A 21,126-nucleotide genomic window follows, 5' to 3' on the forward strand; every position below is an offset into this window, starting at 1 on the left:
AATCGCTGCGGCGCATTCAAGCCCGAGGAACGTAGAATGAAGACTCTCCTGACGCAAATCTTCACCTGGTGGAACGGCCAGACGATCGGAACGCGGTTTCATACCTGGCGTTTCGGCAAGAAGGTAGGACAGGACGAGTTGGGCAACACCTATTACGAAGGCGGCACCACTTCCTGGGGCATGCCGCGCCGCTGGGTCATCTACAATGGTTATGCCGAAGCGTCGGCCATTCCGCCCGGCTGGCATGGCTGGATGCATTACCGCACCGACGTGCCGCCGAGCCAGGAAAGCTACGTTGCGCGCGACTGGCAGAAGCCGCATCAGCCGAACCTCACCGGTTCGTCCAAGGCCTATCGCCCGCAGGGATCGCTGGCCGTGGCCGGTGAGCGCCCGCGCGTGACTGGCGACTACGACGCGTGGACCCCGGGCAACTAAGCATCTTGCGATGCGCGGTGTTGTGCAAAACGCCGCGCTTGCATCCGGCCTCACCGGTTTTTGCCACATTCCGCCCTTAGGCGTTGATCCGGTCGGCGGTTCGACACAGGCAAATATTTGGAGACATATCGTATGAGGAAATTCACGCGAGATCGTTCTTTGCGTGCGCTGACAGTCTCGCTGTTTGCAGCGGTCTCTGCTGTCATCCTCATTTCGCCCGTCTCCGCCGCCCGTCTCGAAAACCGCGTGGCGGTGTTTTCCGGCATCGACAAGATCACCGGCCGCATCACTTCCTTCGATGTCTATATCGATGAGACCGTGCAGTTCGGCGCGCTTCAGGTGACGCCGAAAGTCTGTTATTCCCGCGACCAGACGGAAACCCAGAAGATCGACGCTTTTGTCGAGGTCGATGAAATCACGCTCGACCGCAAGATCAAGCGGATTTTCACGGGCTGGATGTTCGCCGACAGCCCTGGCCTAAACGCCGTGGAACACCCGATCTACGACGTGTGGCTGACGGGCTGCAAGCAGGACTCGGAAGTTCCCGCTCCCTCTACGGCAAGCAAGTAATTAACCCACGACCGCGCCTATTTCTGGCGTCTGAGCTTCTCGGCCAAATCGGCCAGGGCTTTGCTTTTGCTTTCCAGTTGTTCGATCATTTCCTCCCGTGTCAGTTCTGGCTCGATCACGATCGGAACGGTGAACTTGTTGGGCTGATCGCCGGCGGGAGGTGAGGGGAACCTGATTTCCGAGAACGCCCTCTTCACGGCCGTTCTTGTCTGATAGGTGCTATCCCTTATGTTTTTGACCTGAACAGCCTGCGTCTTTCCCGCCGGGTCAACGCGGAAAGTAACAAGGAGCACCTGCTTCTTGTTCGTCCGCACGACCTTGAATTCCGGGCGGCCGGTTACGCCCGTCAAGGCTCGGGAAATTTCGCCCCGCCAGGCGGCCTGCGGGTTGGGGCGCTGTTCGGCAGCGGTGACATTCGCCGCCAGCGTCAACATCAATAACAAGGCCGCAATCCAGCGCATGACAATCCCCCGGTGAACCATATATCATGATCGGATAGGTCATGTTTTTGAGGGTTGCAAGCAAAATCTCAGGTTGTTTTCAGCGTGGATTTTCTTGCGCCGACAATTTTTCGAAGGGCACATCCGGCCTGTCGACAGCCGCTTCAAGTATCGTGCCATATTCCGACTTTGGAATATCGATTGCCCCGAATGTCTTCAGATGTTCGGTCGTAAATTGCGTGTCGAGCAGCGTAAATCCCTGCTGCCGCAAACGCTCGACCAGATGCACGAGGCAAATCTTCGATGCATTGGTGCGGCGGGAAAACATGCTCTCGCCGAAGAAGGCGGCGCCCAGCGAGACGCCGTAGAGCCCGCCGACGAGCTCCTCGCCCTCCCAGGCCTCGACGCTATGAGCGTGGCCGATCTGGTGCAACTCGGTATAGAGCCTGCGGATGGTGGCGTTGATCCAGGTGCTTGGCCTGTCCGGCGCTTCCGCCGCGCATCCGGCCATCACCGCTTCGAAGGCGGTGTTGAAGCGAATCTCGAACGGCTTCCTGCGCATCGCCTTGGCGAGGCTTTTGGAAACGTGAAAACCATTGAGCGGGATGATTCCCCGAATTTCCGGCTCGACCCAGAAAAGCTCGGGATCGTCAGCCGAATCGGCCATTGGGAACAGGCCGGCGGAATAGGCGCGCAGCAGGATATCGACCGTTATGCCGTTATTTCTGCTGCGCCGCCCAACCATATCGTCTTAGTGAGACGCGTCACCGGCCAGATATTTTTCCAGCCAGTGAATGTCGTAATCGCCGTTCAGGATATCCTCATTCTGGAGGAGGTCCTGGAAAAGCGGCAGCGTGGTCTTGATGCCGTCGACGACGAACTCATCCAGCGCCCGACGCAGGCGGCGAATGCACTCGTCACGGTCGCGGCCGTGAACGATCAGCTTGCCGATCATGCTGTCGTAATAGGGCGGGATCTTGTAGCCCTGATAGGCGCCCGAATCGACGCGCACGCCAAGACCGCCCGGCGTGTGGAAGTAGGTTAGCGTGCCCGGCGAGGGAACGAAGGTGCGCGGGTCCTCGGCGTTGATACGGCATTCGATGGCATGGCCATGGAATTCGATATCGTCCTGCGTGACCGACAGGCCCTGGCCGGAAGCGACCCGGATCTGTTCCTGCACGAGATCCATGCCGGTGATGGCTTCCGTCACCGGATGCTCCACCTGCAGACGGGTGTTCATTTCGATGAAATAGAACTCGCCGTTTTCATAGAGGAACTCGATGGTGCCCGCGCCGCGATATTTCAGCTTGCGCATGGCGCTCGCGCAGATTTCACCGATCTTCATGCGCTGTTCGACGGTCAGAGCCGGCGAATTGGCTTCTTCCAGCACCTTCTGGTGACGGCGCTGCAACGAGCAATCGCGTTCGCCGAGGTGAACGGCATTGCCTTCGCCATCGCCGAAAACCTGCACTTCGATATGGCGCGGTTTGCCGAGGTACTTTTCCATGTAGACGGCGTCGTTGCCGAAGGCTGCTGCCGCTTCGGAGCGGGCCGTCGCAACGGCCTCTTCCAGATCGGCTTCGGTCTTCGCCACCTTCATGCCGCGACCGCCGCCGCCCGCCGTCGCCTTGATGAGGACCGGGAAGCCGATCGTCCGGGCGATTTCGAGCGCGTTTTCAGGCTTCACTTCGCCATCGGAACCGGGAACCACGGGAATGCCGAGTTCCTGCGCCGTCTGCTTGGCGGTGATCTTGTCGCCCATGATGCGGATATGTTCGGCGGTCGGCCCGATGAAGGTGATGCCGTGCGCGTCGAGAATATCGGCGAACTTGGCATTTTCCGACAGGAACCCGTAACCGGGGTGAACGGCGTCCGCACCGGTGATTTCGCAGGCCGCAACGATCTGGTGGATGTTGAGGTAGCTGTCACGCGAGGGCGGCGGGCCGATGCACACGCTTTCGTCGGCAAGGCGCACATGCATGGCGTCCGCGTCGGCCGTGGAATGCACGGCCACCGTCGGAATGCCAAGCTCCTTGGCGGCGCGCAGGACGCGTAGCGCAATCTCGCCGCGGTTGGCTATGAGGATCTTCGAAACCATGCTGAACCGCCTTTATTCGATGACCACGAGGGCTTCGCCATACTCCACGGGCTGAGCGTCGTTGACGACGATTTCCACGACCTTGCCGGACTTGGGAGCCGGGATCTGGTTCATGGTCTTCATGGCTTCGACGATGAGGATGGTCTGGCCTTCCTTGACGGTTGCACCCACTTCGATGAAGGGGCGTGCGCCCGGGGCAGGCGACAGATAGACCGTACCGACCATCGGCGACGACACGGTGTTGGCCGGGTTGCGGGCAGGCGCTGCGGAGGCCGCAGGGGCGGCCGGCGCGGCTGCGGCCGGTGCAGCAACGGGGGCTGCTGCCGGTGCGGGCGCATAAGCAGCAGGCGCTGCGGCATAGACCGTGGCGGCGGGAGCGGCGCGGGAAACGCGGATGCGCAGGTCGTCCTGCTCCACTTCGATTTCCGAAAGGTCGGTATCGTTGAGGATATTCGCGAGTTCGCGGATCAGTTCCTTGTCGATACCCTGTTTCTTTTCAGACATGACAAACCCTATTCTTTGTTTCTTTTTATGCCGTGATGTTTTTCAGCGCGTGAAGCGCCATGATGTATCCATATGGTCCGAAACCGCAGACCATGCCCTTTGCCGCGGGTGATACCATCGATTTGTGACGGAACTCTTCGCGGGCGTGGATGTTGGAAATGTGCACTTCCACGACGGGCGTGGAAATCGCGCGAATGGCGTCATGCAACGCGATGGATGTGTGGCTATAGGCGCCGGGATTGATGACGACGCCTGCCGCCCGCTCGCCCGCCTCCTGCAACCAGTCCACCAGCACGCCTTCGTGGTTGGACTGGCGGAATTCCACTGCGAAACCGAGATCGGCACCGGCTTGAAGGCAATCATTCTCGATGTCCTTCAGCGTCTTGCCACCATAGATACCCGGTTCCCTTTTTCCCAGCATGTTGAGATTGGGGCCGTTGATGACGATGATGATGTTGCTCATTCACGTTTCCATAAGAAAATCAGCGACACCTATAGACTGCGCAGCCGTCAAGGAAAAGCCCCCGCAAGCCCTAAACCGGCCGCTTGGCAGGCATCTCACAGGGAATGCAGTGGCTTTTTTAGCAATCAGGAGCAGGTGGCTTTTCCACAGCTGCGCATATTGGCGATTTTTTCCTTCAGCGGGTCGGCGCCGACCGCACCGAAAACCGCCTCGTCGCCGACGATATAGGACGGCGTTCCGGTGATGCCGAGGCTGGTTGCCAGCTTGTAAGTCTCCTGCACCTGCTCGTCATTGGGGTTCTCCGCCATCGATTTGCGGATGTCGGCTTCCTTGAGGCCGAGCGAGGTCGCGACTTCCATGGCGCTGTCCTCATTCGCCCGTCCGCGACCGCCGAGGAGCGTGCGCTGGAATTCGGGATACTTGGCCGGCGCAAGCAGCTTCACGGCATTGGAAACACGGTGGGCCGCAACCGATTCCGGTCCGAGGATCGGGAATTCCTTGAGGACGACGCGCACCTTCTTGTCGCTCTTGAGGATATTGTCCATGTCGCCCATGGCGCGTTTGCAGTAACCGCAATTGTAATCGAAGAACTCGACCAGCGTGACGTCGCCATCCGGGTTGCCGAGCGCCAGATCGAATTTCGATTCGAAAATCGCCTTCTTGTTGTCGGCGACGGCTTCCGCCGCCTTGGCATTACGCGCCGCATATTGCTTGCGCTCAAGCGCATCCTGAACCTCGAGCATGATTTCCGGGTTCTCGATCAGATATTGCTTGATGAACTCGCCCATTTCCTTCTTCTGCTGCTCGTCGAGCGCATGGGCGGGCAGGGAGGCGAATACCGTCGAAAGGGCCGTCACGCTGGCGAGAAGGGTGGAACGGAGAAAATGCGCCATATCGGTCCTCATTCTGTGCGGCCGGAGCCACTTGAAATCTTATGAAGGCAATTACCTTACTTTAAGCCAAATGCCATACGGCAAAAATACTTGTCCGCATTATGATCGCATGATTGTGAAGATTGTGATTCTGCGGCAAGTCTCTGAAATACGGTTCAGGAAAGAGCATGCCCTTGATCACGATGTCGAAGCGGAGCGCAGTCGAACCCTTTCACGCCATGGATATTCTGGCGGAAGCGAATCGGCGCAGGCAGGCGGGCCGCCCCGTCATTTCCATGGCGGTCGGCCAGCCCTCCCATCCCGCGCCGAAAGCCTCGCTTGCGGCGGCTGAGGCGGCGCTGAAGCATGGGCGGATCGGTTATACCGATGCGCTCGGCCTGCGTGAGCTGCGTGAGGCGATCGCCGGCCACTACCGGCTGCGCCATCAGGTCGCCATCGATCCGGCCCGCATCGCCGTGACCACGGGCTCATCTGCGGCCTTCAACCTCGCGTTCCTCAGCCTTTTCGATGCGGGCGATTATGTCGCCATCGCAAGGCCCGGCTATCCTGCCTATCGCAATATTCTGAAGGCTCTCGGCCTCAATGTCGTGGAAGTGCCGGTCACGGCTGAAACCGGCTATACGCTGACACCGGCAAGTCTGGAGCGGGCAGAGACAAAGGCCGGCTGCAAGCTGAAGGGCGTGCTTCTGGCAAGCCCGGCCAATCCGACCGGCACCGTTACCGGCCGTGAGGCGCTGAAGCGGCTGGCCAGCTATTGCGAAAGCCGCGACATGGCTTTCATTTCGGACGAGATTTATCACGGCCTCACCTTTGTCGGCGAAGAGACGAGTGCGCTCGAAATCACCGACAATGCCGTGATCATCAACTCCTTCTCCAAATATTATTGCATGACCGGCTGGCGCATCGGCTGGATGGTGCTGCCCGAAAATCTGGTCCGCCCCGTCGAGTGTCTGGCCCAGAGCCTTTATATTTCCGCGCCCGAACTGTCGCAGCTGGCGGCGACGGCGGCCTTTTCGGCAGCGGAGGAGCTGGATGTCTACCGGGAAAGCTACCGCACCAACCGCGATTTCCTGATGGCGCGCCTGCCGGAGATCGGCCTGCCGCTGGCATCCCCGATGGATGGCGCTTTTTACGCCTATGTCGATACCAGCCGCTTTTCCAATGACAGCATGGATTTTGCCAAGCGCATGCTGGCGGAAATCGATGTGGCGGCGACGCCCGGCATGGATTTCGACCCCGAGGAAGGCCACAGGGCGCTGCGCATTTCCTATGCGGGTTCCGTGTCGGATATCGCCGAGGCCGTTGGACGTATTGCCGGCTGGCTGAAGTAAGTTGGGATCATCCGATTAGGGAGATCAGGCGGGCGTGCAGCCGAAGGTGCTGTTGAACGCCTTTTCGCCCTTTGCCGTGAAGGTCAGCACACGGCCGTTTCCGCGCCGCAGCCAGTCGCGTTGCTGCATGGCTTCAAGCAGCGATGCGCCAAGGCCGCCGCCGAGGTGATGGCGGCGTTCGCTCCAGTCCAGGCAATGCAGGCAGACCGGGCGACGGGCCTTTTCGAGCGGTAAAAGGTCTATGCCGAAGCTTGAGAAGAAGTCGCGTCCGATCTCCGTCAGGGCAGGATCGTCACCTGACGTCACGAGCCCCTTTGCGGTGATGGCGGCAAGCAGCGCCACGCCGCTTTCCCCGGCCAGATGATCGTAGCAGATGCGCGCTTCCCGCAGCGCCTTGTCCTTCGGTCCCGTGCGGACGCGGACTGCACCCGTGCGCTGGGCAAGACCCATCAACGCTTCCAGAACATGCGCCACATCCTCATCGGAAAGACGGAAATAGCGGTGCCGCCCCTGTTTTTCCGCTTTCAGGAGCTGCGCCTCGGAGAGCTTCGACAGATGCCCACTGGCGGTCTGCAAGGTCACGCCAGCGGCTTCGGCAAGCTCGCTTGCGGTCAGCGCGCGTCCATCCATAAGCGCCGTCAGGATGTTGGCGCGGGCAGGGTCGCCGATCAGCGCGGCGACATTGGCGATCAGGGGTCCGTCTTTCATGCTTCGATGGTAGCCGAAGCATTGATGCAAAGCAATGGCGTAAAAGAGAAAGGCAAAACACGAGGAGACAAACGATGCTGACCTGTTTCATCCGCTATGAGATCGATCCTTTCAAGGTCGATGCCTTTGAGCGATATGCCCGCACATGGGGTGAGGCGATACCCCGCTGCGGGGCCGATCTGATCGGTTATTATGCGCCGAAGGAGGGATCGAGCACCATTGCCTACGGTGTCTACAACATCGAAAATCTCGCCGCCTACGAAGCCTACAGGGCACGGCTCGCCGCCGATCCTGCGGGGCGGGAAAATTACGAATTCGCCCGCCGCGAACAGTTCATCCGCCGAGAGGACCGGCTTTTCCTGCGTCTCGCCTCCGCTCCGCATGCTGGAGGTGGACAATGATTGCCGTTATCTTCGAGGTCTGGCCGACTGAAGGCGAGAAGCAGCATTATCTCGACATCGCGGCAGGCCTGCGGGCTGAGCTGGAAACCATCGACGGCTTCCTGTCCGTCGAACGGTTTCAAAGCATCGGCAATCCGGACAAGATGCTCTCTCTGTCCTTTTTCCGGGATGAGGAGGCGGTGAGGGCGTGGCGCAACACCCTGCCACATCGCGCCGCGCAGTCGCTGGGCCGGTCCGGTGTTTTTTCCGATTACCGGCTGCGTATCGCGCAGGTGATCCGCGACTATGGCCTGGAGGAGCGGGAGGAAGCGCCAGCCGACAGCCGGAAAGCCCATCCGGCAGAGGGAAATGGCCTAGGCTGATATTTCCAGCATCAGTTTTTCTGCATGCCGCTGCAAGGCTTTCTGGTTCGAACTCGTCTTTGAAACCCGTTATAGATGGGCCAATGTGGTGCGGGACACCCTTAGGATTGGACAAGGAGAAAAGCGATGTCGGCAGAAAAAGTAGCGATTGTAACGGCAGGCGGCAGTGGCATGGGGGCTGCCGTGGCGAAACGTCTGGCCGCGGATGGCTACAAACTCGCGATCCTGTCCTCTTCCGGCAAGGGAGAGGCGCTGGCGCAGGAGCTGGGCGGCATCGGCGTCACCGGCTCCAACCAGTCCAATGACGATCTCCAGCGACTCACGGATTTGACGCTCGAAAAATTCGGCCGTATCGATGTGCTAGTCAACAGCGCCGGCCATGGCCCGCGCGCCTCCATTCTCGATATTACCGACGAGCAATGGCACACCGGCCTCGATGTCTACCTTATGAACGTCATCCGCCCGACACGGATCGTTGCCCCCGTCATGGTGAAACAGAAAGCGGGCGCCATCGTCAACATCTCGACCGCCTGGGCTTTCGAACCGAGCAGCATGTTCCCGACATCCGCCGTGTTCCGCGCCGGCCTTGCCTCCTACACCAAGATTTTCGCCGATACCTATGCGGCCGACAATGTGCGCATGAACAATGTTCTGCCCGGCTGGATCGACAGCCTGCCGTCGACGGAGGAACGCCGCGAGAGCGTGCCGATGCAGCGTTACGGCAAGAGCGAGGAAATCGCCGCCACCGTGGCATTCCTTGCCTCTGAGGGGGGCGGGTATATTACCGGTCAGAATATCCGCGTTGATGGCGGGCTGACGCGGTCTGTTTGACGGGTTGGCCTCTCCCACTCCTCATTCCTGTGACAAGCGCAGGAATGAGGAAATGTCAGCGGCTCAAAAAACACCCGCTCTTTGCATCGACAAAAGAAAACGCCCGCAACATCGTTGCGGGCGTCTTTTATTCAGGATGTGGCTTCTCTCAGAAGAAGCCCTTGCGCTGCCACCAGCCGCCCTTGCGGGGCTTCGGCTCGTCGCCATCGGCGGGCGTGGAGGAACCGGAAGAGGTGACCACCGGCTCCGAGCTCGAGACATTGCTGCCCCGGTTCGCGCGGACCTTTTCTTCCGTGGCCGGTGCTTCCGCTTCCGAAGCCAGATCGGCCGAAGCCTCACCCACTTCTTCAATGGCCACGTCCACGACGGTTTCCTCGACGATCACCGGCTCCACCGTTTCAACGGCTTCGGCCTTCGGCGCTTCCTCGGTTTCAGTCTTGGCCTTTGCCTTGCGGGTGCGGCGCGGCTTTTTCGGCACGTCCTCTTCCGCGACCTCGGCAACCGCACCTTCCACCACCTCGGCGGCAGTCGGCTCTTCGGTTACGGATGCTTCGGCGGAAGCCTCTTCGCTTTCACCTTCGGCTTCCGAGCCGGCGGCATCGAGAGCCTCGTCTTCCGCACGGTTGCGACGTCCGCCGCGCTTGCCACGACGGCGGCGCTTGCGCTTGCCGTCCTCTTCGGAGGTTACGGCTTCCGCTGCACCGTTTTCGGTTTCAGCATCGGCTTCATCGGTTTCGACGCCATCGTCGTCACCTTCGGCATCATCGCCTTCTCCATCGCCGGACTGGGCGTCGAGCGCGCCGTTCTGCTCGCCCTGACCGCCCTTGCCGCGACGGCGGCGGCGGCGCTTGCGCTTGCGCTTGCCTTCCTCGCCATTGTCGCCCTGCTGCTGCTGGCGTGGCTCGGAGGTCTGCGCCTTGACGATTTCTTCCTCGTCTTCGTCCTCTTCCACCTCGGCGACGAAATCGTCTTCCTCTTCCACGAAGTTCGGCAGCATCTGGATGAGGCTTTCGATCTTCACCGGATTTTCGACGGCTTCACCGCGATCGATGGCGAAATGCTGCGCGCCGACGCCGGCGTCAGCAGCGATGATGATCGACACGCCGAAACGGCCTTCATAATCGACGATCGTGCCGCGCTTGTGGTTGAGCAGGTAAAGTGCCGTTTCCGGCGTGCAGCGCACCGTGATGTTGTGGGTGGTGTTGCGAAGCAGATATTCCTCAACGCCGCGCAGAACATGCAGGGCGATGGAGGATTCCGAGCGAACATGGCCCGTGCCGCCGCAATGCTGGCAGACCTGCGTGGTCGATTCCAGCACCGAAGCGCGGATGCGCTGGCGCGACATTTCCAGCAGGCCGAAATGCGAGATGCGGCCGACCTGAATACGGGCGCGGTCGTTCTTCAGGCAATCCTTGAGCTTCTTCTCGACAGCGCGGTTGTTGCGCTTTTCTTCCATGTCGATGAAGTCGATGACGACAAGGCCGGCAAGATCGCGCAGGCGCAGCTGGCGCGCCACTTCTTCCGCCGCCTCGAGGTTCGTCGTCAGCGCGGTTTCCTCGATGGAATGCTCGCGGGTCGAACGGCCGGAGTTGACGTCGATGGAAACCAGCGCTTCCGTCTGGTTGATGATGAGGTAACCGCCGGACTTCAGCGTGACCTGCGGCTGCAGCATCCGGTCGAGCTGGGCTTCGATACCGGAGCGCGAGAAGATCGGGTGAATGTCGCGGTAAGGCTGAACCACCTTGGCGTGGCTCGGCATCAGCATCTTCATGAAGTCTTTGGCTTCACGATAGCCGTCTTCGCCCGAAACGATGATCTCGCCGATATCCTTGTTGTAAAGATCGCGGATCGAACGCTTGATGAGCGAGCCTTCCTCGTAAACGAGGCAGGGGGCCGTGGAGTTCAGCGTCAGCGTGCGGACATTTTCCCACAGACGCATCAGATATTCGAAATCGCGCTTGATTTCGACGCGGGTGCGGTTTGCGCCGGCGGTACGCAGAATGACGCCCATGCCCTGCGGCACTTCCAGATCGCGCGCGATTTCCTTCAGGCGCTTGCGGTCGGTCGGCTGGGTGATCTTGCGGGAAATACCGCCGCCACGCGCCGTATTCGGCATCAGAACGGAATAACGGCCGGCAAGCGACAGATAAGTGGTCAGCGCCGCGCCCTTGTTGCCGCGCTCTTCCTTGGCCACCTGCACCAGAAGGATCTGGCGGCGCTTGATGACTTCCTGAATGCGATACTGCTTGCGCGGCTTGCGGGCGACGCGGTCCGGAACCTCTTCCATGGCGTCTTCGGCGCCGACGGATTCGATCACTTCCTTTTCGTGGTGATCGTCATCGTCGTCGTCATCATCGTCATTGCCGCGGCGAAGACCCTCGACTTCCTCGGAAATCGTGTCGGTATCGACCATGGCGGCCATTTCGCCGCCGGCGCTGCCGTCGTCTTCAGAAGACGCTTCGGCGGTCTCGACCGCTGCGGCTTCTTCTTCCGCTGTCTTCTTCTTGGCGCGGGGGCGACGGGTGCGCTTCTTCGGCTTTTCTTCCTCGGCGGGCGCTTCTTCGGCTACGGCCTCGACGGCCGCTTCTCCGGAAACCTCTTCTGCGGCAGGCGCAGTCTCTTCCACGACGACCGTTTCAGTGGTTTCGCTGGCGGAAACAATGCCGACATCCGGCTGATCCACCTGCGAAAGGTCGATCATGGGGGCGCCGGGCTCGGGTGCGTCAGCGGATTCGAAATCGTCGCTGCGGCGATGATCCTCGGCTTCCGCTTTCAGGAGGGCCTGACGGTCGGCGAGCGGGATCTGGTAATAATCCGGATGGATTTCCGCAAAAGCGAGAAAGCCGTGGCGATTTCCACCGTAGTCGACGAAGGCCGCCTGGAGGGAAGGCTCAACGCGCGTAACCTTGGCAAGATAGATATTGCCGCGGATCTGTTTCTTGTGCTCCGATTCGAAATCGAATTCTTCGATCCGGTTCCCACGGACAACGACTACGCGTGTCTCCTCTTCGTGGGAGGCGTCGATAAGCATTTTGTCTGCCATGTAAGCTGTGCTCCTCGGCGCAGCCTTGTTTTATACGAGAACAGGCCCGCCACACGGACGAGCCTTTCATATGAGTGCAAGGATGTGCCGGAAATGAAGTCTCCTGCCGGGCGTCTGTAAACTGGCAGCATCCGGACCGACGGCGAGGCGCTTGGCCTGCTCCTGGTATCCGGTTCATGTGAAAACTGCTGCGACATCATTGGCCAGGCGGAACGACAATAATATATAGACCCCTTGGGATCCGATGAATTTGCTCTCCTCAGAGCGGCGGTGGCAGCGCCACCGGGTAGGTCTCCGGCCACGGCCGGAATTGATCGAGTTTCAGGATAAATGTAACGACGGCAGATGATTGCCCGATTTGCAGCGCCAGCGTCTTTTTCGATTGGCAGCCGGCGGGCATCTATCCCGTCAACACTTTTAACCCTCATCCGTGTTGTATGTTTTCTCTGTCATAATAGCAATAGGCTGGCTAAATATGCCATATTATTGGTGGAATTTCCGGGTTAACAATTGGTTCACCAAGGCCTGCGATTGTGGGGCGCAAACGCGCAAACTATCGTACGGCGTGGTCGAAACGGCACTGTTGCCGGCGTTTTTCCTCGCCGTTTATCGAAAATGACTGAAATACGGAATTTCTTGAAGACCATGAATTTCACGCGCAACGCAGCGATATTCGGTGGGAGAGGGCGGCTTGGCGCGCGAATCGCGCGGCTTGCGGCGGCTCTGGCATTTTCCGTCGTCGCCTCTGTTTCCGCCGCGCCGGCAGCCCATGCGGTGGAGCCGCTCGTCGTCCATCAGGCGCGGATCATCGGCGATGAGGCGCGCACGCGCATCGTTCTCGACTTCGCCGAAGAGCCGGAATTCGACGTTCACTATCTCGATTCGCCCGCCCGCATCGTTGTGGACTTTCCGGCGGTGAATTTCAGCTTCCCCGCATCCGACCTGAAGCCGACCGGTCTTTTTTCGGATATCCGTTTCGGCAGCATGGGGCAGAACAGCGCCCGCATCGTGCTGACGGCGAAAAAGCCGGTCCAGGTGGCGGTTGCCGAAACCAAAAAGACCGATAACGGCCAGTCTTTCCATTTCGTGCTCGATACGGAAATCACCACCAAGGGCAAGTTCGCGGAACTGGTGAAGGATCAGCAGTGGCAGGCGCCGGCCCCGGTGACGACTGCCGCGATCACGCCGGATGACAAGACGTCGCGGCCAGCGGAATTCGTCATCGCGGTCGATGCCGGCCATGGCGGCATCGATGCGGGCGCCACCGGCGGCACCACGGGCACCGAGGAAAAGGTCATCACGCTGACTTTCGCCAAGGAACTTGCCGAGCGGCTGAACCGCGAACCCGGCATCAGGGCTTTCCTGACGCGCGATTCCGATACCTTTCTCGCCTTGTCGGAACGGGTGACCATCGCCCGCCAGAACAATGCCAACCTCTTTATCTCTCTTCATGCGGATACGTTGAAGCAAAAGGGCATCCGGGGCGCGACCGTCTATACATTGTCGGACCGGGCATCGGACCGGCAGGCGCAGGAACTGGCGGAGCGCGAAAACAAGTCCGATCAGATCGCGGGCGTCGCTGCCTCCAGCGAGCCGCCGGAGGTCGCCGATATTCTTCTCGATTTCACCCGCCGTGAAACGCAGGCCTTTTCGGTGACGCTGGCTGAAAACATCGTCTCCTCCTTCGAGGGGCAGGTAGGGCTCATCAACAATCCGCACCGTTACGCCGGTTTCATGGTGCTGCGCGCCCATGATGTGCCGTCGGTGCTGCTGGAACTCGGTTTCCTCTCCAATCCGGAAGACGAAAAGCTGCTTCTCGATGGGGAATGGCGCAAGAAGGTGGCCGATACGCTGGCAACCGCCGTTGGGCGATACCGCGCCAAGGCCATGGCAAATGGCGGCTGAGAGGCCAGCCGGCGGAGCGGCAATGCTGTTGCCGCCCTGCCATTGACCGTCGAAAAGCTGTTCAATTCTTGGGTCTTGCGGACGATTACGAAGGCGAAGCCCTATTTTACTCACATTCGCCGCGTTACTCGGAAAGCGGATTCGGTGGCGATCCGCAAAGCGTCCGCAGCGCGATTGCGGGCCTGCCGCCCGGTAACATATCAGCGAATGCTGCCGTATCCGGCTTGTCATCGAAGGTATGGTGTGCAAAACGGCACGCGATATGCAAGGATGCGCCCGTATATCGTCGGGCGTTGATGGTTACGATTCGAATTATCGGTAGCTTGGTATGATCAGACTGATTGGATACTTTTTCGGCTTGGCCAGCGTGCTCTTCCTGTGCGCCGCCGCCGCCGGTGCGATTTATTTGCACGGCGTGACGAAAGACCTGCCGGATTACGCAGTTTTGAGCACCTATGAGCCGCCGGTGACGACCCGCGTGCATGCCGGCAACGGTGCGCTGATGGCGGAATATGCGCATGAAAAACGCCTGTTCCTGCCGATCCAGGCCATTCCCGACCGCGTGAAGGCTGCTTTCCTTTCGGCGGAAGACAAGAATTTCTACAACCATCCGGGTGTGGATGTCTTCGGCCTCGGCCGCGCCATTCTCGTCAATATCCAAAATCTCGGCTCCGGCCGCCGTCCGGTCGGCGCCTCCACCATCACCCAGCAGGTGGCGAAGAACTTCCTTCTGACCAACGACCAGACCATCGACCGCAAGCTCAAGGAAGCCATTCTCTCCTTCCGCATCGAGCAGACCTATTCCAAGGACAAGATTCTCGAGCTTTATCTCAACGAGATTTTCTTCGGCCTGAATTCCTACGGCATAGCCGGCGCGGCGCTCACCTATTTCAACAAATCGGTGACGGAACTGACGATTGCGGAAACCGCCTATCTCGCATCGCTGCCGAAGGGTCCGGCCAATTACCATCCGATCCGCCGCGAAAAGGCGGCTCTCGAGCGTCGCGACTGGGTGATCGACCGCATGGCCGAAAACGGCTACATCACGGTCGCCGACGCCACGGACGCCAAAAAGCAGCCGCTTGGCGTCAATCTGCGTCGCGGTGGCGCGCATATCTTCGCGTCCGATTATTTCGCCGAAGAAGTTCGCCGCCAGATCGTCGAGAAATACGGCGAGGAAGCGCTTCTCGAAGGCGGGCTCTCGGTCCGCACCTCTTTCGATCCGCAGATCCAGATGGAGGCACGCAAGGCGCTTCAGGACGGTCTCGTGCAATATGATGAGCGTCGCGGTTTCCGCGGACCCGTCGAAAAGATCGAGACTGCGGGTGACTGGACGGCGGCGCTCGCCAAGGTCAAGGGCCTGCGCGACGTTCCGGAATGGAAAGTCGCCGTGGTGCTCGCCGTCGCTGCCGATGGCGTCGATATCGGCGTACAGCCGGACACGGAAACGGAAGATGGCGACAAGCGCACGCGCGGCCATATCTCCGCTGAAAACATGCGCTGGGCTTTCCGCGATGCGACTGGCAAGAAGGCGACCGCCAAGTCGCCGGTCGGTGTCGTGGCGGCAGGCGATGTGATCTATGCACAGCCGCTTTCCAATTCCGGCAATGAATATCGCCTGCGCCAGCCGCCGAAAGTGCAGGGCGGCATGGTGGTGATGGACCCGCATACCGGCCGTGTTCTGGCCATGGTCGGCGGCTTCTCCTATGCGCAGTCGGAATTCAACCGCTCGACACAGGCGATGCGCCAGCCGGGCTCCTCCTTCAAGCCTTTCATCTACGCGGCGGCGCTCGATAACGGCTATACGCCGGCGTCGGTCATTCTCGATGCGCCGATCGAGGTCGTTTCCGGCAATCAGGTCTGGAAGCCGCAGAATTACGGCGGCGGTTCCGCCGGCCCGTCGACCCTGCGTCTCGGTATCGAGAAATCCCGTAACCTCATGACGGTGCGTCTGGCGCAGGATATGGGCATGAATCTGGTCGCGGAATATGCCGAACGCTTCGGCATCTACGACAAGATGCCGCCGCTTCTGTCCATGTCGCTCGGTTCGGGTGAAACGACCGTGATGCGCATGGTCTCGGCCTATTCGGTCATCGCCAATGGCGGTAAGCAGATCAAGCCGACACTGATCGACCGCATTCAGGACCGCTACGGCAAGACGATCTTCCGGCATGAGGAGCGCGCTTGCGAGGGCTGCAACGCGACAAGCTGGCAGAACCAGGATGAGCCTGTCATCGTCGACAATCGCGAACAGGTTCTCGACCCGATGACCGCCTATCAGACGACCTCGATGCTGGAAGGCGTCGTGCAGCGCGGCACGGCGGCGGGCAAGATCAAGGTCGATCTGCCGGTTGCCGGCAAGACGGGCACGACCAACGATGAAAAGGACGCCTGGTTCGTCGGTTACACGCCGGACATGGTCGCCGGCCTCTATATCGGTTTCGATTCGCCCGCACCGCTCGGCCGTGGCGGCACCGGCGGCTCGCTGTCGGCGCCGATCTTCGGCGAGTTCATCTCCGATGCGGCCAAGCACATGGAGCCGAGCAAGTTCATCGTACCGAGCGGCATGAACTTCGTCGCCGTCAACCGCAAGACCGGCATGGCGGCGGTCGAGGGCGAGCCGGATACCATCATGGAAGCCTTCAAGCCCGGCACGGGTCCTGCTTCCACCTTCTCTGTCATCGGCGATGACGGATATATGTCGCAGGAAGACATTCTGAAGACCTCGCCGCAGGCGCAGCAGGCCATCACCGGCGGTGGCGGCGGTCTTTATTGATATCACTCATGACGTTTGGCGGGGGCGCGGGTCTTTACATCCGCGCCCCCCGCATTTATTTGAGCAACGAGTTTCAATGAAGGTGAAGAACCAGCGAAATGCGCAATGAAATCGTGAACGTAGTCGACGAAATCAAGCAGGCCATAAGCCTGCTGAGGAGGCATCTTTGACTGGGACCAGGCGATAAGACGACTGGACTGGTTGAATAACAAGGCAGAGGACCCGACCCTCTGGAACGATGCCACTGAAGCCCAGAAGCTGATGCGCGAACGCCAGCAGCTGGATGACAGCATCAATGGCGTCAAGGCGCTCGAGCAGCAGCTCAAGGACAATATCGAGCTGATCGAACTCGGCGAGATGGAAGGCGATGACGAGATCGTCAAGGACGCCGAAGACGCATTGAAGGCGCTGAAGAGCGAGGCGAACCGCCGTCAGGTGGAAGCCATGCTTTCAGGCGAAGCCGATACCAACGATACCTATCTCGAAGTGCATTCCGGCGCCGGCGGCACCGAAAGCCAGGACTGGGCGAACATGCTTCTGCGCATGTATACCCGCTGGGCCGACCGCGAAGGTTTCAAGGTCGAGGTGCTCGAAGTTCACGACGGCGAAGAAGCCGGCATCAAGTCCGCGACGATCCTCGTCAAGGGCCACAATGCCTTCGGCTGGCTGAAGACGGAATCGGGCGTGCATCGCCTCGTTCGTATTTCGCCCTATGACAGCAATGCCCGTCGCCACACATCGTTCTCTTCCGTCTGGGTTTACCCCGTCGTCGACGATTCGATCCAGATCGACATCAACGAGAGCGATTGCCGCATCGATACCTATCGTTCGTCCGGCGCAGGCGGCCAGCACGTCAACACCACCGACTCGGCCGTGCGTATCACGCATATTCCGACCGGTATTGCCGTTGCCTGCCAGCAGGAGCGTTCCCAGCACAAAAACCGCGCCAAGGCGTGGGACATGCTGCGCGCGCGCCTCTACGAGGTGGAGCTGCAGAAGCGGGAAGAGGCGGCAAACGCCCAGGCCGCATCCAAGACTGATATCGGCTGGGGCCACCAAATCCGCTCCTACGTTCTGCAGCCCTACCAGCTGGTCAAGGACCTGCGCACGGGCGTGGAAAGCACCGCACCCGGCAACGTGCTGGACGGCGATCTGAACGAGTTCATGGAAGCGGCCCTCGCGCATCGCATCAGCGGTGGCGCGGATGTGGAAGTCGCGGATATCGACTGACGCGCCAAGCGCGTCGATTGAAAAAGATTACCCCTCGCAAACCCATTGCGAGGGGTTTTTCGTTGGAGGACAAGCATGAAACAGGCGCTTTATATCGTCGACGTCCAGCCAAGCTTCAATCCGCCGGCTGCGCTGGTGGCGGAAATATCCGCTCTCGCCCTGACGATGCCCAGCATCGCCACCGTCGAGCGCCATGACGAAAGCGTGACACCCTTCGAGCGGCAACTCGGCTGGAAACCGGGCAGGGACGACGAGTCGCTTGTTGCGGCAGATCGCGTTTTCATCAAACACGGCTATGCGCCACCCCGGGAGGTCATCGACCATCTTCTGTCGCTGAAACTCGACAGGGTGCTGGTCTGCGGCATTCAGGCCGATACCTGCGTGCTGGCCGCCGGTTTTGCCCTCTTCGATGCGGGGCTGCATCCCACGTTGTTGCCGTGGCTGACGGTGGGCTCCAGTCTCGACCGCAGCGGTGAACTCGGTGCGAGATTGTGGAAACATCATTTCGGTGCGGTTCTTGCCGGGCCAGAGGCGCTGCAAGCGTAACCTTGCCCGGCCCGGGCATCGGGCCGATCAGTTGGACGCTTTCTCGATCTTCATCTCGCCCAGCTCGTCGATCAGGATCGTCCAGCTTTCGGCTTCCTTGGCTATCGGGTCCGTCTTCAGGTAGACGGTCACGAACAGGCCGGGCGAGGCGGGGGCGCCATTCGAGCTTTCGGGGCGAATATCCGTGACATAGGATTTCATCTGGCTGAATTCTTCCAGCTCGATATTTTCCAGGAGATTCGGCCCTTCGGCGGTAAAGACGATGCGCTGAAGGTAGATTTTCGCCGTGCCGTCGCCCTGGCGGATGGCGATAACCTTGTAATAGCCGCGCGTGGGCGAGGCAGGCGGCGGCCGCAACTGCCCGTCTGGGCCTTTCACCGGTTCAAGATTGCGATCTTCCCACATGCCGCTGCTGACGACGAAGATCGCCGAAACCGGCAGCGCGTCAATCGCTTCCGTCTGCGCCCGCGCGGGAAGCGCGGCGGCGGCGAAAAGAAAGGCGGCGAGGATAGGTCTTGTCAGTTGCATGGCCATTGTCGATTGTGGGCGTCAATTGTTGAACTGTTCGGCGAGAACCCGGTCCGACCATGAACGATCCGGATCCGAGAGAATTCTGGCCGTCCTGTCCTGCGATTGTGCGATCCGAACGTGACGAACGGATTTCACCTCGGTGTGGTCGGCCACCGCATTCACAGGGCGCTTGTCGCGTTCGAGAACATGAATATCGACTGTTACCTTATTCGGCAAAAGTGCGCCGCGCCAGCGCCGCGGCCGGAAAGCGCTGACCGGGGTGAGCGCAAGCAGCGGCGATTCCAGCGGCAGGATCGGTCCATGGGCGGAGAAATTGTAGGCTGTCGACCCTGCAGGCGTTGCGACCATCATGCCGTCGCAGATCAATTCTTCAAGCCGCACCTTGCCGTCCACCTCCACACGAAGCTTCGCGGCCTGATGCGACTGGCGAAACAGGCTGACCTCGTTCATGGCAAGTGCCGTAAATTCGTCGCCGTCGGAATCCGTCGTCGTCATGCGCAGGGGATGGAAATCGTTGCCGCTCGCCACCGCGATGCGCTCCAGCAGGCCGTCCACCCGGTAGTCATTCATCAGGAAGCCGACGGACCCCCGGTTCATGCCATAGACCCGCTTGCCGGAATTCATCGTTTCGTTGAGAATCTGCAGCATGAAGCCATCGCCGCCGAGCGCGACGATCACTTCCGCCTCTTCGAACGGCGTATCGCCATAAATGCCTTTCAGCTCTTTCAGCGCCGTCTGCGCCTCCTCGGTTGCGGAGGCGACGAAGGACAGTGAATAGGTAGAATGCGACATCCGCTTCCCTCGACAACGCGCAGACCGGAAACCGTCCACGCAAGGCGCTGTAACCCGTTGAAGCGGCTCGAAATCTTGAAACCTCAACAGGGAGGTCGATATCAAGCCGCCAGACGCACCCTTGGTACATGAAGACGGCGGCTGGCGACAAGGCCTTTCGAAGACGCAGGCGTTCCCTGGCGGCGGACCGCACCGCTCCGGTCCACAGCTTCTTGATTTGCGCCCGCCGACAAGGGTTGCGATGCGGGACGGCCTGATGCAGTTTGCCAAGGCAGTCGGAATGACGAGTGGCAGGAGACGGATGTGGCGCTGAACTACGATATCTACGATGTCTTTACCGAGACGAAAATGGCGGGAAACCCGCTGGCGGTCATGTATGACGCCGACGATCTTCCCCAGGCCACGATGCAGGCGATAGCGCGGGAAATGAACCTCTCCGAGACGGTTTTCGTCAACCGGTCCAGCAATCCGGCCCATGCGGCTTCGCTGCGCATCTTCACGCCATCGGGTGAATTGCCCTTCGCAGGCCATCCGACAGTCGGCGCGGCGGTGGCCATCGCCGAGCGAAATCGCGGCGAGGGCGATGACGATATCGATATGGTCTGCGTGCTGGAAGAGCAGGTGGGTCCGGTGCGCTGTGCGGTGAAGATGCGCGCCGGTGCGGTCAGCTTCGCCGAATTCGACCTGCCGCGCAAATCGTCCCGCGTCGAGCTGCCGCTCGATCACACCGCGCTTGCCGATGCATTGGGCGTCAGCGAGGCGCATCTCGGCTTTGAAAACCATGTACCGTCGATCTGGACGGCCGGGGTACCGTTCCTCATCGTACCGCTGCACAATATCGCCGCCATCAGGGACATGGATTTCGATGCCAATCTTTGGCTGCGGACCGCGCCACTGGTCGAAGGACGCCTGACGGCGGCCTATATCTACTGTCGCGGCGGCGTCAATCACGCGGCGAAGTTCCACGCTCGCATGTTCTCTCCGGATATGGGCATTTCGGAAGACCCCGCCACCGGTTCTGCCGCCGCCGCCCTTTCCGGCGCCATCCACCATTTCGATGGCCTGACCGACGGCCATTATCCGCTGCTCATCGAGCAGGGCGTGGAGATGGAACGACCGTCCCATATCCACCTGCGCATGGACATCAAGGACGGCGAAATCGCCCGCGCCCGCATCGGCGGCCACGCGGTGCGCGTTGCTTCGGGCACGTTCGAGATTTGATTTCAGCGTCACTCGCTCAGTTCGATGTCTTCGAGGAGCGATGAAA

Annotated in this window: 21 protein-coding genes; 11 read left to right on the forward strand and 10 right to left on the reverse strand. The window is 60.3% G+C overall.

The window, feature by feature from the left end; all coding sequences use genetic code 11:
• The first annotated feature begins 36 nt into the window (after positions 1-36).
• Positions 37-435 carry an NADH:ubiquinone oxidoreductase subunit NDUFA12 gene (locus CFBP4996_RS05005; protein ID WP_003521463.1) on the forward strand — a complete coding sequence of 133 codons (399 nt, stop codon included), beginning with the start codon at positions 37-39 and terminating at the stop codon, positions 433-435.
• Positions 436-567: 132 nt separating this feature from the next.
• Entirely contained in the window at positions 568-1,005 is a 438-nt protein-coding gene (locus CFBP4996_RS05010; RefSeq protein WP_003521462.1) for a DUF2155 domain-containing protein, read from the forward strand.
• 17 nt (positions 1,006-1,022) lie between these two features.
• On the opposite strand, the gene CFBP4996_RS05015 is transcribed toward CFBP4996_RS05010, so the two are convergent.
• The 6 genes from CFBP4996_RS05015 to CFBP4996_RS05040 all read right to left on the reverse strand — a co-directional run bounded on the left by CFBP4996_RS05015 (position 1,023) and on the right by CFBP4996_RS05040 (position 5,403).
• Positions 1,023-1,466: a hypothetical protein gene (locus tag CFBP4996_RS05015; RefSeq protein WP_233283524.1), complete on the reverse strand. Its 444-nt coding sequence runs from the start codon at positions 1,464-1,466 to the stop codon at positions 1,023-1,025.
• A gap of 79 nt (positions 1,467-1,545) precedes the next feature.
• Positions 1,546-2,190, reverse strand: coding sequence for a leucyl/phenylalanyl-tRNA--protein transferase (aat, locus tag CFBP4996_RS05020; protein ID WP_080852180.1), 645 nt, complete (start codon positions 2,188-2,190; stop codon positions 1,546-1,548).
• Positions 2,191-2,196: 6 nt separating this feature from the next.
• Complete coding sequence (gene accC, locus CFBP4996_RS05025) at positions 2,197-3,543, reverse strand: acetyl-CoA carboxylase biotin carboxylase subunit (RefSeq protein ID WP_003521459.1); 1,347 nt, start codon at positions 3,541-3,543, stop codon at positions 2,197-2,199.
• 12 nt (positions 3,544-3,555) lie between these two features.
• Positions 3,556-4,047, reverse strand: coding sequence for an acetyl-CoA carboxylase biotin carboxyl carrier protein (gene accB, locus CFBP4996_RS05030; protein WP_059752742.1), 492 nt, complete (start codon positions 4,045-4,047; stop codon positions 3,556-3,558).
• Positions 4,048-4,072: 25 nt separating this feature from the next.
• A complete protein-coding gene (aroQ, locus tag CFBP4996_RS05035; protein ID WP_077982408.1) occupies positions 4,073-4,510 on the reverse strand; it encodes a type II 3-dehydroquinate dehydratase in 438 nt (145 codons plus the stop codon).
• Between the two features lie 125 nt (positions 4,511-4,635).
• Complete coding sequence (locus CFBP4996_RS05040; protein WP_003521455.1) at positions 4,636-5,403, reverse strand: DsbA family protein; 768 nt, start codon at positions 5,401-5,403, stop codon at positions 4,636-4,638.
• 173 nt (positions 5,404-5,576) lie between these two features.
• Here CFBP4996_RS05040 and CFBP4996_RS05045 point away from each other — a divergent pair, with 173 nt between their 5' ends.
• Positions 5,577-6,734, forward strand: a complete 1,158-nt coding sequence (locus tag CFBP4996_RS05045) for a pyridoxal phosphate-dependent aminotransferase (RefSeq protein WP_003521454.1) — start codon at positions 5,577-5,579, stop codon at positions 6,732-6,734.
• A 24-nt stretch (positions 6,735-6,758) separates the two neighbouring features.
• Here the strand turns inward: CFBP4996_RS05045 and CFBP4996_RS05050 are convergent, their stop codons facing one another.
• The gene (locus CFBP4996_RS05050) at positions 6,759-7,442 is read right to left on the reverse strand and encodes an ArsR/SmtB family transcription factor (RefSeq protein WP_080852179.1); all 684 of its coding nucleotides are present in this window, start codon (positions 7,440-7,442) and stop codon (positions 6,759-6,761) included.
• A 74-nt stretch (positions 7,443-7,516) separates the two neighbouring features.
• On the opposite strand from CFBP4996_RS05050, the gene CFBP4996_RS05055 reads away from it, so the two are divergent.
• From CFBP4996_RS05055 to CFBP4996_RS05065, 3 genes are all read left to right on the forward strand, one after another.
• Complete coding sequence (locus CFBP4996_RS05055; protein ID WP_003521451.1) at positions 7,517-7,843, forward strand: NIPSNAP family protein; 327 nt, start codon at positions 7,517-7,519, stop codon at positions 7,841-7,843.
• Positions 7,840-8,205 carry an antibiotic biosynthesis monooxygenase family protein gene (locus CFBP4996_RS05060; RefSeq protein ID WP_080852177.1) on the forward strand — a complete coding sequence of 122 codons (366 nt, stop codon included), beginning with the start codon at positions 7,840-7,842 and terminating at the stop codon, positions 8,203-8,205. The genes CFBP4996_RS05055 and CFBP4996_RS05060 overlap by 4 nt, the downstream gene beginning before the upstream one ends.
• Before the next feature lie 126 nt (positions 8,206-8,331).
• The gene (locus tag CFBP4996_RS05065; protein WP_080852175.1) at positions 8,332-9,036 is read left to right on the forward strand and encodes an SDR family oxidoreductase; all 705 of its coding nucleotides are present in this window, start codon (positions 8,332-8,334) and stop codon (positions 9,034-9,036) included.
• Positions 9,037-9,184: 148 nt separating this feature from the next.
• Here CFBP4996_RS05065 and CFBP4996_RS05070 read toward each other — a convergent pair whose 3' ends face one another.
• Positions 9,185-12,079, reverse strand: a complete 2,895-nt coding sequence (locus CFBP4996_RS05070; RefSeq protein WP_080852174.1) for an Rne/Rng family ribonuclease — start codon at positions 12,077-12,079, stop codon at positions 9,185-9,187.
• Between the two features lie 645 nt (positions 12,080-12,724).
• Between CFBP4996_RS05070 and CFBP4996_RS05075 the strand changes: the two genes are divergently transcribed.
• From CFBP4996_RS05075 to CFBP4996_RS05090, 4 genes are all read left to right on the forward strand, one after another.
• Positions 12,725-13,984: an N-acetylmuramoyl-L-alanine amidase gene (locus CFBP4996_RS05075; RefSeq protein ID WP_080852172.1), complete on the forward strand. Its 1,260-nt coding sequence runs from the start codon at positions 12,725-12,727 to the stop codon at positions 13,982-13,984.
• 328 nt (positions 13,985-14,312) lie between these two features.
• A complete protein-coding gene (locus CFBP4996_RS05080) occupies positions 14,313-16,760 on the forward strand; it encodes a penicillin-binding protein 1A (RefSeq protein WP_080852171.1) in 2,448 nt (815 codons plus the stop codon).
• Between the two features lie 98 nt (positions 16,761-16,858).
• Positions 16,859-17,990 (forward strand): peptide chain release factor 2 gene (gene prfB / locus CFBP4996_RS05085; protein ID WP_161987956.1). Its coding sequence is split into 2 segments (ribosomal slippage): positions 16,859-16,927 and positions 16,929-17,990, totalling 1,131 coding nucleotides; the frame shifts between segments, so codons are not numbered across the junction.
• Positions 17,991-18,065: 75 nt separating this feature from the next.
• Complete coding sequence (locus CFBP4996_RS05090) at positions 18,066-18,536, forward strand: cysteine hydrolase family protein (protein WP_080852169.1); 471 nt, start codon at positions 18,066-18,068, stop codon at positions 18,534-18,536.
• Between the two features lie 27 nt (positions 18,537-18,563).
• Here the strand turns inward: CFBP4996_RS05090 and CFBP4996_RS05095 are convergent, their stop codons facing one another.
• Complete coding sequence (locus CFBP4996_RS05095) at positions 18,564-19,064, reverse strand: hypothetical protein (protein WP_080853178.1); 501 nt, start codon at positions 19,062-19,064, stop codon at positions 18,564-18,566.
• 21 nt (positions 19,065-19,085) lie between these two features.
• Positions 19,086-19,859, reverse strand: a complete 774-nt coding sequence (locus CFBP4996_RS05100) for an NAD kinase (RefSeq protein ID WP_020810264.1) — start codon at positions 19,857-19,859, stop codon at positions 19,086-19,088.
• Positions 19,860-20,162: 303 nt separating this feature from the next.
• On the opposite strand from CFBP4996_RS05100, the gene CFBP4996_RS05105 reads away from it, so the two are divergent.
• Positions 20,163-21,080: a PhzF family phenazine biosynthesis protein gene (locus tag CFBP4996_RS05105; protein WP_080852167.1), complete on the forward strand. Its 918-nt coding sequence runs from the start codon at positions 20,163-20,165 to the stop codon at positions 21,078-21,080.
• Positions 21,081-21,126 lie beyond the last annotated feature (46 nt).

This window comes from Agrobacterium leguminum, assembly GCF_005144435.2.
GTDB classification, from domain to species: Bacteria; Pseudomonadota; Alphaproteobacteria; order Rhizobiales; family Rhizobiaceae; genus Agrobacterium; species Agrobacterium leguminum.